The sequence below is a fragment of the Paractinoplanes brasiliensis genome (genome assembly GCF_004362215.1).
GTDB classification, from domain to species: Bacteria; Actinomycetota; Actinomycetes; order Mycobacteriales; family Micromonosporaceae; genus Actinoplanes; species Actinoplanes brasiliensis.
Genome location: NZ_SNWR01000002.1, coordinates 1,078,518 through 1,091,409, shown reverse-complemented (window position 1 = coordinate 1,091,409; position 12,892 = coordinate 1,078,518). Strand labels below are relative to the sequence as shown.

12 protein-coding genes and 1 pseudogene are annotated in these 12,892 nt (G+C 71.8%); 9 read left to right on the top strand and 4 right to left on the bottom strand.

Features of this window, described 5'->3' with window-relative positions; all coding sequences use genetic code 11:
* Positions 1-79: 79 nt before the first annotated feature.
* Together C8E87_RS46025 and C8E87_RS37075 are read right to left on the bottom strand one after the other, a co-directional pair.
* A pseudogene (locus tag C8E87_RS46025) lies at positions 80-975 on the bottom strand (IucA/IucC family protein); the annotation flags it as partial.
* Positions 972-2,468 (bottom strand): IucA/IucC family protein, encoded by a 1,497-nt coding sequence (locus C8E87_RS37075; protein ID WP_133878047.1) that lies wholly within the window; start codon positions 2,466-2,468, stop codon positions 972-974. The gene C8E87_RS37075 and the pseudogene C8E87_RS46025, both read right to left, overlap by 4 nt.
* Before the next feature lie 258 nt (positions 2,469-2,726).
* Here C8E87_RS37075 and C8E87_RS37070 point away from each other — a divergent pair, with 258 nt between their 5' ends.
* From C8E87_RS37070 to C8E87_RS37060, 3 genes are read left to right on the top strand one after another with little or no spacing between them, the layout of a single operon-like run.
* The gene (locus C8E87_RS37070; RefSeq protein WP_133878046.1) at positions 2,727-4,313 is read left to right on the top strand and encodes an ABC-F family ATP-binding cassette domain-containing protein; all 1,587 of its coding nucleotides are present in this window, start codon (positions 2,727-2,729) and stop codon (positions 4,311-4,313) included.
* 12 nt (positions 4,314-4,325) lie between these two features.
* A complete protein-coding gene (locus C8E87_RS37065) occupies positions 4,326-5,258 on the top strand; it encodes a tyrosine-type recombinase/integrase (RefSeq protein ID WP_133878045.1) in 933 nt (310 codons plus the stop codon).
* Between the two features lie 54 nt (positions 5,259-5,312).
* The gene (locus C8E87_RS37060; protein ID WP_133878044.1) at positions 5,313-6,149 is read left to right on the top strand and encodes an undecaprenyl-diphosphate phosphatase; all 837 of its coding nucleotides are present in this window, start codon (positions 5,313-5,315) and stop codon (positions 6,147-6,149) included.
* Positions 6,150-6,204: 55 nt separating this feature from the next.
* Here the strand turns inward: C8E87_RS37060 and C8E87_RS37055 are convergent, their stop codons facing one another.
* The gene (locus tag C8E87_RS37055; RefSeq protein WP_133878043.1) at positions 6,205-6,765 is read right to left on the bottom strand and encodes a TetR/AcrR family transcriptional regulator; all 561 of its coding nucleotides are present in this window, start codon (positions 6,763-6,765) and stop codon (positions 6,205-6,207) included.
* Positions 6,766-6,855: 90 nt separating this feature from the next.
* On the opposite strand from C8E87_RS37055, the gene C8E87_RS37050 reads away from it, so the two are divergent.
* Positions 6,856-7,680 (top strand): alpha/beta hydrolase family protein, encoded by an 825-nt coding sequence (locus C8E87_RS37050; protein ID WP_133878042.1) that lies wholly within the window; start codon positions 6,856-6,858, stop codon positions 7,678-7,680.
* A gap of 6 nt (positions 7,681-7,686) precedes the next feature.
* Here C8E87_RS37050 and C8E87_RS37045 read toward each other — a convergent pair whose 3' ends face one another.
* On the bottom strand, positions 7,687-8,214 hold the full coding sequence (locus tag C8E87_RS37045) for a 2'-5' RNA ligase family protein (RefSeq protein WP_133878041.1): 528 nt from the start codon (positions 8,212-8,214) through the stop codon (positions 7,687-7,689).
* A gap of 117 nt (positions 8,215-8,331) precedes the next feature.
* On the opposite strand from C8E87_RS37045, the gene C8E87_RS37040 reads away from it, so the two are divergent.
* The 5 genes from C8E87_RS37040 (at position 8,332) to C8E87_RS37020 (ending at position 12,781) form a co-directional block, all read left to right on the top strand.
* On the top strand, positions 8,332-9,273 hold the full coding sequence (locus C8E87_RS37040) for an ABC transporter ATP-binding protein (RefSeq protein ID WP_133878040.1): 942 nt from the start codon (positions 8,332-8,334) through the stop codon (positions 9,271-9,273).
* Positions 9,270-10,055 (top strand): ABC transporter permease, encoded by a 786-nt coding sequence (locus tag C8E87_RS37035; protein ID WP_133878039.1) that lies wholly within the window; start codon positions 9,270-9,272, stop codon positions 10,053-10,055. The genes C8E87_RS37040 and C8E87_RS37035 overlap by 4 nt, the downstream gene beginning before the upstream one ends.
* Positions 10,052-11,236: a sensor histidine kinase gene (locus C8E87_RS37030; protein WP_239080098.1), complete on the top strand. Its 1,185-nt coding sequence runs from the start codon at positions 10,052-10,054 to the stop codon at positions 11,234-11,236. Before C8E87_RS37035 ends, C8E87_RS37030 begins: the two co-directional genes overlap by 4 nt.
* Positions 11,233-11,844 (top strand): response regulator transcription factor, encoded by a 612-nt coding sequence (locus tag C8E87_RS37025; RefSeq protein ID WP_133878038.1) that lies wholly within the window; start codon positions 11,233-11,235, stop codon positions 11,842-11,844. The genes C8E87_RS37030 and C8E87_RS37025 overlap by 4 nt, the downstream gene beginning before the upstream one ends.
* A gap of 106 nt (positions 11,845-11,950) precedes the next feature.
* Positions 11,951-12,781, top strand: coding sequence for a sigma-70 family RNA polymerase sigma factor (locus C8E87_RS37020; RefSeq protein ID WP_133878037.1), 831 nt, complete (start codon positions 11,951-11,953; stop codon positions 12,779-12,781).
* The last annotated feature ends 111 nt before the right edge of the window (positions 12,782-12,892 follow it).

Below are 12,892 nucleotides of genomic sequence, written 5' to 3'. Positions count from 1 at the left end.
CCAGTTCGTGGAGCAGGTGGGGCAGGGCGCCGCCGGGGATGACTCGTTCGCCGGGGTGCAGGCGGTGACCGAGTCCTTCGCGGCGGATGGCGGACAGGTCGCGTCCGGTTCCGAGGGGGACGGCGGCGCCGGCGGTTTCGGCCATGAGCAGCAGCCGGTCGTCGGTGAGCTGGTGCAGCAGGCGGGACAGGGCGGGGCCGTTGCGGGTGCTGGCGGTGCTGATGCTGCGGCGGGTGGAGGTGACCTGGATGTCCAGGGACACTTTGAGGTAGTCGCCGGTGTGGGCAGCAGCAGGGTGCGCAGGGCGGCGGTGGGCACGGCGACGTGCTCGTCGTCGAGGATGATCAGGTCTTTGCTGCGGAGCTGGTCGGCGTAGCGTTCGGGCAGGACGTTGTCGCGTTGCCAGGCGTGGACGGGTTGGACGGTGTACCCGGAGGGTTTTTTGATCTCGGGGTTGAGGTGGTCGCCGAGGTGCAGGCCGGTGCGGACGGCGACGTAGCCGATGCGGGTGGCGGGTGTTTCGAGGTCGTGGGCGAGGACGTCGCCGGTGTCCCAGCCGAGGCGGGTGCGGCCGCAGGGGTGCAGGTTGTGCCCGGCGACGGCGAGGCGTTCCAGGGCGATGATCTGTTCGTCGGCGGTGTCGCCGGCGGGGGGTGCGGGCCGGGCGAGGGCGATGGCGAGGTTCGTGACGGCGTTGCGGATCTCGGTGGCGAATCCGGGGGCGTCGAGGCCGTCGAGCAGGTCGATGGGGTCGGCGACGCCGGCGGTGGGGTATTCGACGCGTCCGAAGCCGTGGGGTTCGCCGGGGCCGGTGTTTTTGATGCCTTCGCGGGTGAGGGCGCCGCGCAGTCGCCGTCCGACGGTGCCGGCTGCTTCGGGCAGGGCGGCGAGGAAGCCGGGGACGAGGTCGGGGGCGTGGACGGCGAGGGCGGCCTCGGTGTGCGCGATCCGTTCGGGGCGCAGGGTTTTGTTCATGCGTGTCCCGTCATCGGGTTGTCGATCAGGGCCCATTGGTCGGTGAGGGGGTCGGTGGCCAGGCGCATGGCGGTGGTGGCTTTGACCGGCAGGGGTTCTTTGAGCAGGGCGGGCGCGTCTTCGGTTCCGGTGGCGCGCACGGCGCGGGCGATGATGGCCCAGAGCCGGTCGGGGTCGGCGCCGTGGGTGCGGGTGAGGGTGGCGACGAGTTGGGCGGCGACGGTGGCGAACGCGGCGGCGGCGAGTTTGGTGCGCAGTTCGGCGGGGTCGTCGGTGGGCAGGTCGCCGTGCAGGGTGGGTGCTTCGATCCCGGCGTGGCGCAGGCGGCGGCTGTGGACGCGGACGCCGCCGAGGTCGCGGTAGAGGATGCGGCGGGGCCGGCCGTGGTGGATGACGACGAGGGTGTTCTGGCCGTGGGCTTCGAGGGCGACGCCGCGGGCGAGGACGCGGGTGATGGGGGCGAACAGGATTTCGGCGAGGGTGGTTGTCCAGGCGTACGGGTCGTCGATGCCGAGGGTGTCGATGGCGGCGAGGGGGACGGCGAGTTCGCCGGGGTGCAGTTGGGGGGCTTCGCGGATGATGTGGGCGAGGTGGCGTTGGGGTTGCCCGTCGGTGATGACGGCGCCGGCGGCGGTTTCGGTGAGGATGTCGACGGGTTCGCCGGCGGTGAGGCGGCGCAGCAGCTGGGACAGCAGGGGGCCGTTGTGGACGGCGGCGGGTGAGACGGTGCGGACGGCGCTGGTCATGTGGACGTCGACGGCGGTTTTGATGTGGGGTCCGCCGTTGACGGGGGCGACGGTGCGCAGCGACATGAGGGGGCGTACGGGGTCGGTGTGCCCGTCGGGGGTGAGCCAGGGGTGCTGGTCGGTGAGGCGTTCGGCTTGCCAGGGGTGGGCGTAGAGCAGGGGCGGGGCGGTGCCGTACCAGCGGTCGGGGGGTACGCGCAGGCGGTGCAGGCGGATGACGGGGGAGTGTTCGGGGGCGTACGCGAGGACGTCGGCGACGGTCATGCCGCCGCGGGTGCGGCAGCAGGGGTGCAGGGGGTGGCCGTCGGTGACTTGTTGTTCGATGCGGCCGAGGGCGTCGGGGTCGCCGGGCTGGGGCAGGCCGGGTGGGGGCCGGTCGGCGCGGGCGAGGGCGAGGTTGGCGACGCTGTTGTCGATCTCGGCGGCGAAGGGGATGTCACCCCACAGCAGCCGGACGAGTTCACCCGGGTCGGTGATGGTTGTCGTGCCGGCGGTGACGGTCAGGCCGGGGTGTGCTTGCGCGAAGGGCTGGGCCGCGTCGGCCGGGTAGCGCAGGTCCTGGGTGTTCCCGGGCAGGTTTTCCCTGGTGAGGGCGCCGAGGAGGCGGGACAGGACGGCGGCTTGCGCGCCGGGTAGTTCGGTGTCGTAGGCGGCGACCAGGTCGGGGCGCAGGGTGGACAGTTCCGCCCGGGTCCGATCGGGACCGGCGGTGGGGGCGCTGGCGGGTGGTCGCGGCACAAGGCTCATTGTCCGCACCGCGTCCACAAGATCGAGCCGGGGCGGCTCGGGGGTGAGCGAGAACGCAGTAACCCCACCACCATCCTAGGACGCCCTGCCAGGGGCAAAATCTGTTGCGGGGCGGGCGGGGGCGCGGCAGGGTGGGACCCGGACCTGTTGCCGGAGGCGAGGAGTGCCTTTCTCCATGTGAGAGCGACCCGATGAGTGTGAGCGCCCGTCTGGCGGGTGCTGCCCCTGTCGGTGTGACGCCCCTGGGAGTGTGGTCCCTTGTTGAAGTGTGTGAACCTGAGCCGTTCGGTCGGCGGTGAGCCGTTGTTCACCGGGTTCGACCTGGTCCTCAACGCCGGTGATCGGGTCGGGGTGGTCGGTCCGAACGGGGCCGGCAAGTCGACGCTGTTGCGGGTGCTGGCGGGTGAGCTGAGGCCGGACACCGGTGTGGTGTCGTCCGGGCCGGGCATCCGGGTCGGTTACGTGGCGCAGCAGATGCCGGATCCTGAGGGCACTGTCGGGGCTTTCCTGGCCGGGGGTTTGGGGGAGCTGGCCGCGGTGACGGCCGAGTTGCGGCTGCTGGAGGGGCGGCTGGAGGCCGGTGAGGATGTTCTGGACCGGTTCGCGGCGGTGCAGGAGCGGTGGACGGCTCTGGAGGGCTGGAACGCCGGGAACCGGCTGACCGAGGTCCGGCAGCGGCTCGACATCGATCACCTGCCCGAGGGTTTGGCGCTGGGCCGGGTCAGTGGCGGGGAGCAGGCCCGGTTGTTGCTGGCGCGGGCGTTGCTGGACTCCCCGGATGTGTTGTTGCTGGACGAGCCGACCAATCACCTGGATGCCGAGGGTGTGGCGTGGTTGCAGGGCTGGCTGGCCGCGTACGGGGGTGCGGTTCTGACGGTCAGCCACGATCGGGCGTTTTTGGACGCGGTGGTGTCGCGGGTGCTGGAGCTCGACGGTGTCGACACCGAGGTGCAGGACTATCCGGGTGGTGGTTTTTCGGCGTACCGGGTGGAGCGGCAGCGGCGGTGGGAGCGGTTGTTGCTGGCGTTCGAGGCGCAGGAGAAGGATCGCCGGCGGTGGGAGGCCGACATCGAGCGGACGAAGCAGTTCTCGCTGGGGGTGGAGAACACGTCGGGGCTGGGGGTGGCGGGTCCGCATCTGCGTCGGGTGGCGCGGTTGGTGGCGCGTAAGGCGAAGGTGCGGGAGCGGCGGTTGCGCCGGCAGATGGAGTCGGTGCAGTGGCTTGCCCGGCCGCGTTCGCGTCCGCCGTTGACGTTGGCTTTCCCGGCGGATGAGGCGGATCCGGGTGAGGTGGTGCTGAAGGCGCGGGACCTCACCGTGTCGGCGGGGCCGCGGGTGTTGCTCGAGCATGTGGAGGTGCGGGTGGGCCGTGGTGACCGGGTTCTGGTGACCGGTCGTAACGGGTCGGGGAAGACGTCGTTGCTGAACGCCCTTGCCGCGACCGGTGACACGGCGGTGTTGCCGCAGACCATGGACGGGTTGCGGACCGATCAGCCGGTGATGGAGTTCTTCCGGTCGCGGGTGCCGGTGTATGTCGATGATGCGGAGCGGTTGTTGCGGGGGCATCAGTTCGGGCCGGATCAGTGGGGTGTGTCGTTGCGGAGTTTGTCGGCGGGGGAGTTGCGGCGGCTTCTGCTGGCGGTGCTGGTGAATTCGCCGGAGCGGGTGTTGCTGCTGGACGAGCCGACGAACTTTTTGGATCTGGATGCTTTGGAGGTGGTGGAGGAGGCGTTGCGGCGGTATCGGGGGACGTTGGTGGTGGTGTCGCACGACCGGTTCTTCGCGGAGGCGGTGGGGTTCGGCCGTCGCTGGCATGTCGGGGATGGTGTGGTGATCGAGAGCTGACACGATGGTGTCATGCAGCTGGTGCCGAGGCAGGGTGGCGGGGAGCTGGCCGGGTTCGGGGCGGCCGAGCAGGTCACGGAGGTGTGGCTGGCGAACCGGCGGTTGTCGGAGCACACCCGGGCGGCGTACCGGCGTGATGTTCAGGGGTGGTTGCGGTGGTGCGCTGATTTCGGCCGGGATCCGTTGCGGGTGTCTTTTCTGGATGTGAACGCGTACGCGCGGGGTTTGGAGGATCAGAAGCTGGCCGCTTCCACCGTCGCCCGCAAGTTGTCCGGTTTGTCGAGCTGGTACGACTTTCTCGTGAAGATTCAGGCGCGGGAGACGAATCCGGTGGCGGGGGCGGACCGGCCGAACGTGTCCCGGGATCATTCGGCCACTGTCGGCCTGACCCCGGAGGAGGTCGACGCGCTGCTGGACAGGGCCGCGGAGGCGGGCACGCGGCATCACGCGGTGATGACGGTGCTGGCGGATCTGGGGTTGCGTGTCGGTGAGCTGGTGAGTTTGAACCTCGACGATGTGGGGTGGGAGCGGGGGCACCGTACGGTCCGGTTCGTGGGCAAGGGCAACAAGGCGCGCCGCCGTGCGCTGACCCCGGCCGCCGCGGATGCCCTGGACGCCTATCTGGCGGTTCGTGGTGGTGATGAGGGGCCGTTGTTCCGGACGTCGACGGGGGCGCGGCTGGACCGGCATGCGATTTTCCGGTTGATCCGCCGGTTGGCCGGGGAGGCGGGGATCGCGGGGGCGGACCGGTTGTCGCCGCACTCGTTGCGGCATGCGTTCGCGACGGCGGCGCGGGCGGAGGGGGTGCCGCTGGAAGATGTGCAGGACGCGATGGGGCATGCGGATCCGCGGACGACGCGGCGGTACGACCGGGACCGGCACAACCTGGATCGTGATCCGGCCTACACCCTGGCGGCTGCGCGTGCCCGCCGCGCCGGGCGGTGACCGCGCCCCCTATGCTCGTCCGCGGTAAAAAGCGGATCAAAGAGGCGGTCGGGTTTGAACATCTTCGAAGCGGTGCTGCTGGGCGCGGTTGAGGGCTTCACCGAGTTCCTGCCCGTGTCGAGCACCGGCCACCTGACCATCCTGGAGAAGCTGCTGGGGTATCGCATCGACGATCCGGCGATCACCGCGTTCACGGTGATCATCCAGTCGGGGGCGGTGCTGGCGACGATCATTTTCCTGCGTAAGGACATCGTACGGGTGGTGCCGGCGTTCCTGGCCGGGTTGTTCAGCAAGGACAGGCGGGACAACCCGGATTTCCGGTTCGGGTGGGCGGTGCTGCTCGGCGCGATCCCGATCGTGATCGTGGCGTTGCTGTTCAAGGATCAGGTGGAGACGACGCTGCGGAGCCTGTGGTTCGTGGCGGGGGCGTTGATCCTGTGGTCGGGGGTGATGGCGTTCGCGGATCACGCGGCGACGCAGGTCCGGCACGAGGACGACGTGACGTGGAAGGATTCGCTGATCATCGGGACGGTGCAGTGCCTGGCGCTGATCCCGGGTGTGTCGCGGTCGGGGGCGACGATGTCGGCGGGTCTGCTGCGTGACTTCGACCGGGTGACGGTGACGAAGTTGTCGTTCTTCCTGTCGATCCCGGCGTTGCTGGGGGCGTCGTTGTTGCAGGGTTATCAGGAGGCGGGCAACATCGCCGACGGGGTGGGCTGGACGAACACGCTGATCGCGACGGCGGTCAGTTTCGTGGTGGCCTATTTCAGCGTGAACTGGTTGCTGCGGTTCGTGTCGCGGCACTCGTACAGCATTTTCATCTATTACCGGGTGGCGCTGGGTGTGCTGCTGATGGGGTTGCTGGCCTTCGGTGTGATCGAGCCGAAGTGAGCGCGGGGTTGCCCGGCGGGCCCGACGCCGGCGGTGGAGGCGCTGCTGCGGGGTGTCAGGCGGTGACGCGCAGGCCGGCGATGAGGACTTCGACCATCTGGCGGGCGTGGTAGCGGTTGTCGTTCTCGGCGCCGATGCACAGGTTGCCGACGCCGCGCATGAGGGTGAGGGCTTCGACGTCGGCGCGGATCTGGCCGGCGTCGGCGGCGGCGTGCAGCAGCTGGTCGCAGACGGGCAGGAGCCGGTCGAGGAACCAGGTGTGCAGGGTTTCGAAGCCGGCCTGGTCGGAGCGCAGGACGGCGGCGAGGCCGTGTTTGGTGACGAGGAAGTCGACGAACTGGCCGATCCAGCGGGCCAGGGCCTCGTACGGGGTGCCGCAGCTTGCCAGCAGGGCGGGGCCGGCTTCGGCGCAGGCCTGCACCTGGTGCCGGTAGACGGCGATGATCAGGTCGGCGCGGGTGGGGAAGTGCCGGTAGATGGTGCCCATGCCGACGCCGGCTTTGGCGGCGATGTCGCGGACGGGGGCTTCGACGCCGGCGGTGACGAACACGGCGGCGGCGGCGTCGAGCAGGGTTTCCTCGTTGCGCCGGGCGTCGGATCGCTTGGACCTTTCCACGGCTCCAGCATGCCAGGGTTGTCAAACGGAACAGCGCTCCGTATCTTTGGTTCCGGAACGTCGTTCCGCTTTGTTTCGTGGAGGCATGTCATGCACCAGATCCTGTCCGTCAAGCCGGTCGACCTCGAAGGGCTGCAGGTCCGCGTCACCGCGCCGACCGCCCCCGGCGAGCACCCGGTGATCGTTTTCTCGCACGGGTACGGCCAGTCCCTCGACGGCTACGCGCCCCTCACGGACTTCTGGGCCACGCACGGATTCGCCGTCGTGCAGCCCACCCACCTGGACTCCCGCAGCATCGGCCTGCCCCCGTCCGACCCCCGTACGCCTCAGATCTGGCGCCTGCGGGTCCGCGACGTCATCCGGGTGCTCGACTCGTTCGGCGCGCTCGACGCGGTCATCCCCGGCACGCTCGACGAGTCCCGGGTCGCCGTGGCCGGGCACTCGTGGGGCGCGCAGACCGCCGGCATGCTGCTGGGGGCGCGGGCGGCCGGGTTCGACGACAACTACCGCGACCCGCGGGTCACCGCCGGGGTGCTGCTCGCCGCGACCGGCCGGGGCGGGGCCGACCTGACGGAGTTCGCGGCCGGCCACTTCCCGTTCATGAGCCCCGACTTCAGCACCCTGGACATCCCGGCGCTGGTGGTGGCCGGGGACAAGGACCAGTCGGCGCTGACCGCGACCCGCGGGCCCGACTGGTTCACCGACGTCTACCACGACAGCCCGGGCGCGAAGGCGTTGCTGACGTTGCACGGCGCCGAGCACTCGCTGGGCGGCATCACCGGGTACGGCGTCACCGAGACCACCGACGAGAACCCGGCCCTGGTCGCCGTCGTCCAGCAGGTCAGCACCGCCTTCCTGCGCGGCGGGGCGTGGCCGGCCGTGGACCCCGCCCTGGGGCGTCTCGAGACGCGCTGACACCGGTCAGCCCAGCGCGAACTCCTCCCGGACCGACCAGGACAAGCCCTGCTCGGGCACCCCGGTGACCAGCCGCATCGCGGTGACCCGGGCATGGATCGGCAGGTGCTCACCGACGGCCCGCGCGGCCGCGGCCAGTTCCCCGGCCGGGTGGTCGTGGCCCAGCGTCAGGTGCGGCACCACCTCGTCGAACTGGCCCTGGTAGGGCTGCGCGGCCGGGAACCGGGCGGTCACCGCGGCGGTCAGCGCCAGGAACGGCTGGGCCGGGCGCGGGGCCAGCCACACCACCCGGTCGGCGAACCAGCACACCTCGGCCAGCGTGCAGAAGAACGCGGGCACGCTCGCCGCGGCCTGGCGCAACCCGCCCAGCACCGGTTCGTCGATGACCGCCGGGGCCAGGAACGGGTACAGCACGGTGATGTGCGCGGGCACCCCCCACGACGCGGCCCGGTCGTAACGCTCACGGCAGGCGGCCACGTACGGTTCGGCCTCGGCGACCGTGACGATCAGCGCGCTGTGGGTGGGCTCGTCCATCGACGCATTGTGGGGGAGCGGGCCGGGCGGCGCCAGGGTGCGGCCCTGACGAATGTCACGGCCGGATCGTGACGGGCGGCAGCAGAACCCGGTCCCGGCCCGGCCCACGATGAACGCATGACCCTCACCACTGCACCCGAGGCCGCCGCCGCGCCGGACACCGGTACGGCCGCGGTCGACCTGGACGGTGTGGTCAAGCGCTTCGGCGCGGTGACCGCCGTCGACGGCATCTCGCTGCGGATCCGCCCCGGCGAGGTGGTCGCCCTGCTCGGCCCGAACGGCGCCGGCAAAACCACCACCGTCGACATGCTGCTCGGCCTGGCCCGGCCCGACCGGGGCACGGTCGCCGTGTACGGGCGGCCCCCCGCCGAAGCGGTCGGGCTGGGGCTGGTCTCGGCCGTCATGCAGAGCGGCGGGCTGCTCAAGGACTACACGGTCGCCGAGACGGTCCGGCTGACCGCGGTGCTGTTCGGCAAACCCCGCACGGCCGCCGGCGAGGCCCTGCGGCGGGCCGGGCTCACCGACGTCGCCAAACGGCTGGTCGGTAAGTGTTCCGGCGGGCAGCAGCAGCGGCTGCGGTTCGCGATGGCCCTGCTGCCCGACCCCGAGCTGCTGATCCTCGACGAACCCACCACCGGCATGGACGTCGCCGGGCGGCACGAGTTCTGGACGGCGATCCGTGACGACGCCGCCCGTGGCCGCACGGTCATCTTCGCCACCCACTACCTGGAGGAGGCCGACGCGTACGCCGACCGGGTCGTGTTCGTGCGGCGCGGGCGGATCGTCGCCGACGGCACCGCGGCCGAGGTGAAAGCCCTCGCCGCCGGGCGGACCGTCCGGGCCACGCTGCCCGGCGCCCGGCAGGAGGAGCTGGCCGCGATCGGCGGGGTGGACCGGGCCGAGGTCCGCGGCGACACCGTCCACCTGCACGGCAACGACACCGACCGGATCGCCCGGCACCTGCTGACCCACACCACCGCCCGGGACCTGGAGATCACCAGCCGGAACCTGGAGGACGCGTTCCTGGCCCTGACCGCCGACGAGGAGACCCCCCGATGACCGTGACCCTGGCCCGGGACAACCGCGCCCTGCCCCGGTTCGGCGGGTTCACCCCCGCGATGGTCGGGCTCGAGCTGCGCCGCATGGTCCGTAACCGCCGCACCGTCATCTTCACGCTCGTCATGCCGGCGGTGTTCTTCCTGCTGTTCGGCACCGGCGGCGACTACCGGACCGAACGGGCCGGCGCCGGCAACGTCACCGGCTACATCCTGGTCAGCATGGCCGTGTACGGGGCGATGCTGGCCACCACCAGCGGCGGCGCGATGGTGTCGATCGAACGGGCCGCCGGGTGGAGCCGGCAGTTGCGGCTGACCCCGCTGCGCCCGGCCGCCTACATCACCGTCAAACTGGTCCTCGCCATGATCATCGGTGGGGTGTCGGTGGCGGTCGCGTTCGTCGTCGGCGCGTTCGCCGGGGCGCAGCTGCCCGCGGCCGCGTGGGTGTGCTGCGGCCTGCTGGCCTGGGTGTGCGCGCTCGTGTTCGCCGCGTTCGGCCTGTTCATGGGCTACCTGCTGCCCAGCGAGAACGTCATGCAGATCCTCGGGCCGGTCCTGGCCGTCCTGTCGTTCGCCGGGGGCCTGTTCGTGCCGCCGGACCAGCTCGGGCACACGTTCGCCACCATCGCCGCCTTCACCCCCGTGTACGGGGTGGGGGAGATCGCCCGGTACCCGCTGACCCACGACGGGAACCTGTGGACGGCCGTGCTCAACGTGATCGTGTGGACGGCGGTGTTCGCGGCCGGCGCGATGTGGCGGTTCCGCCGCGACACCGCCCGCGTGTGACCCGTAAGTTCGGCATCGTGACCCCGACAGCGCCCCCGAGGTACGGGTGGCTGTTCGCCGCGGTGTGGCTGTTCTACCTCGGCGGCACCGTCGGCGCCCTGCTGGACCAGCCCGACCTGCCGCGGCGGGCCACCGGGCTGGTGTCGGTGGTGGTGTTCGCCGCCGGTTACCTGTACCAGGTGGCCCGGGCCCGGCGCATCCGCCACGGCGTACGCCCGCCCGGGCACACCGTGCGGACCTGGCTCGGCCTCGCCGGGCTGCTGGCCCTGTTCGGCCTGCAGGTCCCCGGCGCCGGTGACCACGCCCTGACCTGCCTGGTCTACATCGCCGCGCTGGCCATGGTGAACCTGCCGGTGACCCAGGGCGCCCCGTTCGCGCTGACCCTGTTCGCCGCCGCCGAGATCACCCCCCGGGTCGTGGGCGGGTGGAACGACGCCGGGTACGGCCTCGCCGTGCTGCTCGGGTCCCTCGCCTCGTACGGGATCCGGGCCGCCGTGGAACGCCAGGCCCGCCTGGCCGCCGCGCAGCAGGAACTCGCCGACCGGGCCGTGCAGGACGAACGGGCCCGCATCGCCGCCGACCTGCACGACATCCTCGGCCACTCCCTGACCGTGGTCACCGTCAAGGCCGAACTGGCGCAGCGGCTGCTCGACGTCGACCCCGCCCGGGCCCGTCAGGAACTCAACGACCTGGAGGGCCTGGCCCGCGACGCGCTCGCCGACGTGCGGGCCACCGCTCTGGGCGTACGGGGGATCTCCCTGCCCGGCGAGATCGCCGCCGCCCGGGAAGCCCTCACGGCCGCCGACGTGGAGGCCGACCTGCCCGGCGCCGCCGACGACGTGCCCAGCCGCAATCGGGACCTGTTCGCCTGGACCATCCGCGAAGCGGTCACCAACGTCGTGCGGCACAGCCACGCCCGCCACGTCGTTGTCACCCTCAGCCCGGCCGCGGTGGAAATCGTCGACGACGGGATCGGCCTGGCGCGAGCCGGGGCCTCCGGTTCGGGTTCCGCGGCGGCTGCTGCGGGGGCCGCCGGCGGTGCGGGCGCTGCAGGATTCGGCGGTGGGCAGGGGCTGGCCGGGCTGCGCAGGCGGGCGGAAACCGCCGGTGGCAGGCTCACCGCGGGCGCCCGCGACGACGACCAGCCCGGATTCCGGGTCCGCGTGGAGGTGCCCGCATGATCAAACTGTTGCTCGCCGACGACCAGGCCCTCGTCCGCGGCGCCATGGCCGCCCTGCTCGACCTGGAACCCGACCTCACCGTCGTCGCCGAGGTCGGCCGCGGCGACGAAGTGGTCGCCGCCGCCCGGGCCACCCACCCCGACGTCGCCCTGCTCGACGTCGAAATGCCCGGCCTCGACGGGGTCGCCGCCGCCCGCGCCCTGCTGGCCGCCCAGCCCGGCGTGCGGGTGCTGATGGTCACCACCTTCGGCCGGGCCGGCTACCTGCGCCAAGCCATGGCCGCCGGCGCCGGCGGTTTCGTCGTCAAGGACACCCCCGCCCGGCAACTCGCCGACGCCGTCCGGCGGGTCCACGCCGGCCTGCGCGTCGTCGACCCTGCCCTGGCCGCACAATCCCTGGCCCACGGCGACTCACCCCTGACCGAACGCGAAACCGGGGTGCTGCGCGCCGCCCGCGACGGCGGCACGGTCGCCGACATCGCCCGCGAACTGCACCTGAGCGAAGGGACCGTCCGTAACCACCTGTCCGCAGCCATCGGCAAGACCGGCGCCCGCACACGGGCCGAAGCCGTCCGCCTCGCCGTGGAGAACGGCTGGCTGCTCACCTGAGAACTTTTTCGTAGAGCAACCGATCAGCAACTCCACGTCACCGTTTCCCGCACCCGGCGCCCACAAAAGTCTCTCCCTGTCAGCACCGACAAGGGGGGAACCACCGATGAGCACCGTCACCCGCGACCAGGACACCCTGATCCGCGACAACATGGCCCTGGTCGGTCACATGGTCCGCGAAATGCTGTTCAAGGTCCCGCCGCACGTCCACCGCGACGACCTCGCCTCCGCCGGCTACACCGCCCTGGTCACCGCCGCCCGCGCCTACGACCCAGCCCGCGGCGTCCCGTTCGGCCGATTCGCCGCCCTGCGCGTGCGCGGCGCCCTGCTCGACGAGCTCCGCGGCCTGGACTGGGCCAGCCGCTCCGTACGCGCCCGCGCCCGCCGCGCCGAACAGGCCCGCCAGGAACTGACCACCCAGCTCGGCCGCACCCCCACCGACACCGAACTGGCCCAGCTGCTCGGCGTCGCCGTCAGCGAACTGGCCCACACCAACGACGACGTGCAACGCGCCGCCGTGCTCAGCCTGCAAGGCTTCACCACCGGCGCCGACGACATGATCACCGACCCCGCCCTCACCCCCGAGGAGATGCTGCTGCACCGCGAACGCATCGGCTACCTCACCGACGCCGTCGCCGTGCTGCCGGAGAAGCTGCGCCACGTCGTCGAAGCCTCCTACCTGCGCGAGCGGCCCCTGGCCGAGGTCGCCGCCGAACTGGGCGTCAGCGAGTCACGGGTGTCACAACTGCGCACCGAGGCCCTGGCCCTGCTCAAGGACGGCCTGAACACCCACATGAACCAGCAGGACACCGGCCGCGGCAAGGACGGCTGCGTCGCCCGCAAACGCGCCCTGTACGCCGCCAAGATCGCTGCCCGCACCACCATGGCCTCACGGCTGGCCGCCACCGACCTGCACGGGCTGCGCACCGCCGCCTGACCGCCCCACCGTCGCCCCACCCGCAGCTGTGACTGCCGCGGGTGGGTGCTCAGCCGTGCCGGGCGGGCCCACCGGACCGGGGGAGACCGGCCGGCCGGGTGATCCGACGCC

Excerpts from the sequence above, each read along its gene's own strand:
- C8E87_RS37075 (WP_133878047.1), bottom strand. The coding sequence starts at position 2,468 with ATGAGCCTTGTGCCGCGACCACCCGCCAGCGCCCCCACCGCCGGTCCC.
- C8E87_RS37025 (WP_133878038.1), top strand. The coding sequence starts at position 11,233 with ATGATCAAACTGTTGCTCGCCGACGACCAGGCCCTCGTCCGCGGCGCC.
- C8E87_RS37020 (WP_133878037.1), top strand. The coding sequence starts at position 11,951 with ATGAGCACCGTCACCCGCGACCAGGACACCCTGATCCGCGACAACATG.
- C8E87_RS37050 (WP_133878042.1), top strand. The coding sequence starts at position 6,856 with ATGCACCAGATCCTGTCCGTCAAGCCGGTCGACCTCGAAGGGCTGCAG.
- C8E87_RS37035 (WP_133878039.1), top strand. The coding sequence starts at position 9,270 with ATGACCGTGACCCTGGCCCGGGACAACCGCGCCCTGCCCCGGTTCGGC.
- C8E87_RS37065 (WP_133878045.1), top strand. The coding sequence starts at position 4,326 with ATGCAGCTGGTGCCGAGGCAGGGTGGCGGGGAGCTGGCCGGGTTCGGG.
- C8E87_RS37040 (WP_133878040.1), top strand. The coding sequence starts at position 8,332 with ATGACCCTCACCACTGCACCCGAGGCCGCCGCCGCGCCGGACACCGGT.
- C8E87_RS37045 (WP_133878041.1), bottom strand. The coding sequence starts at position 8,214 with ATGGACGAGCCCACCCACAGCGCGCTGATCGTCACGGTCGCCGAGGCC.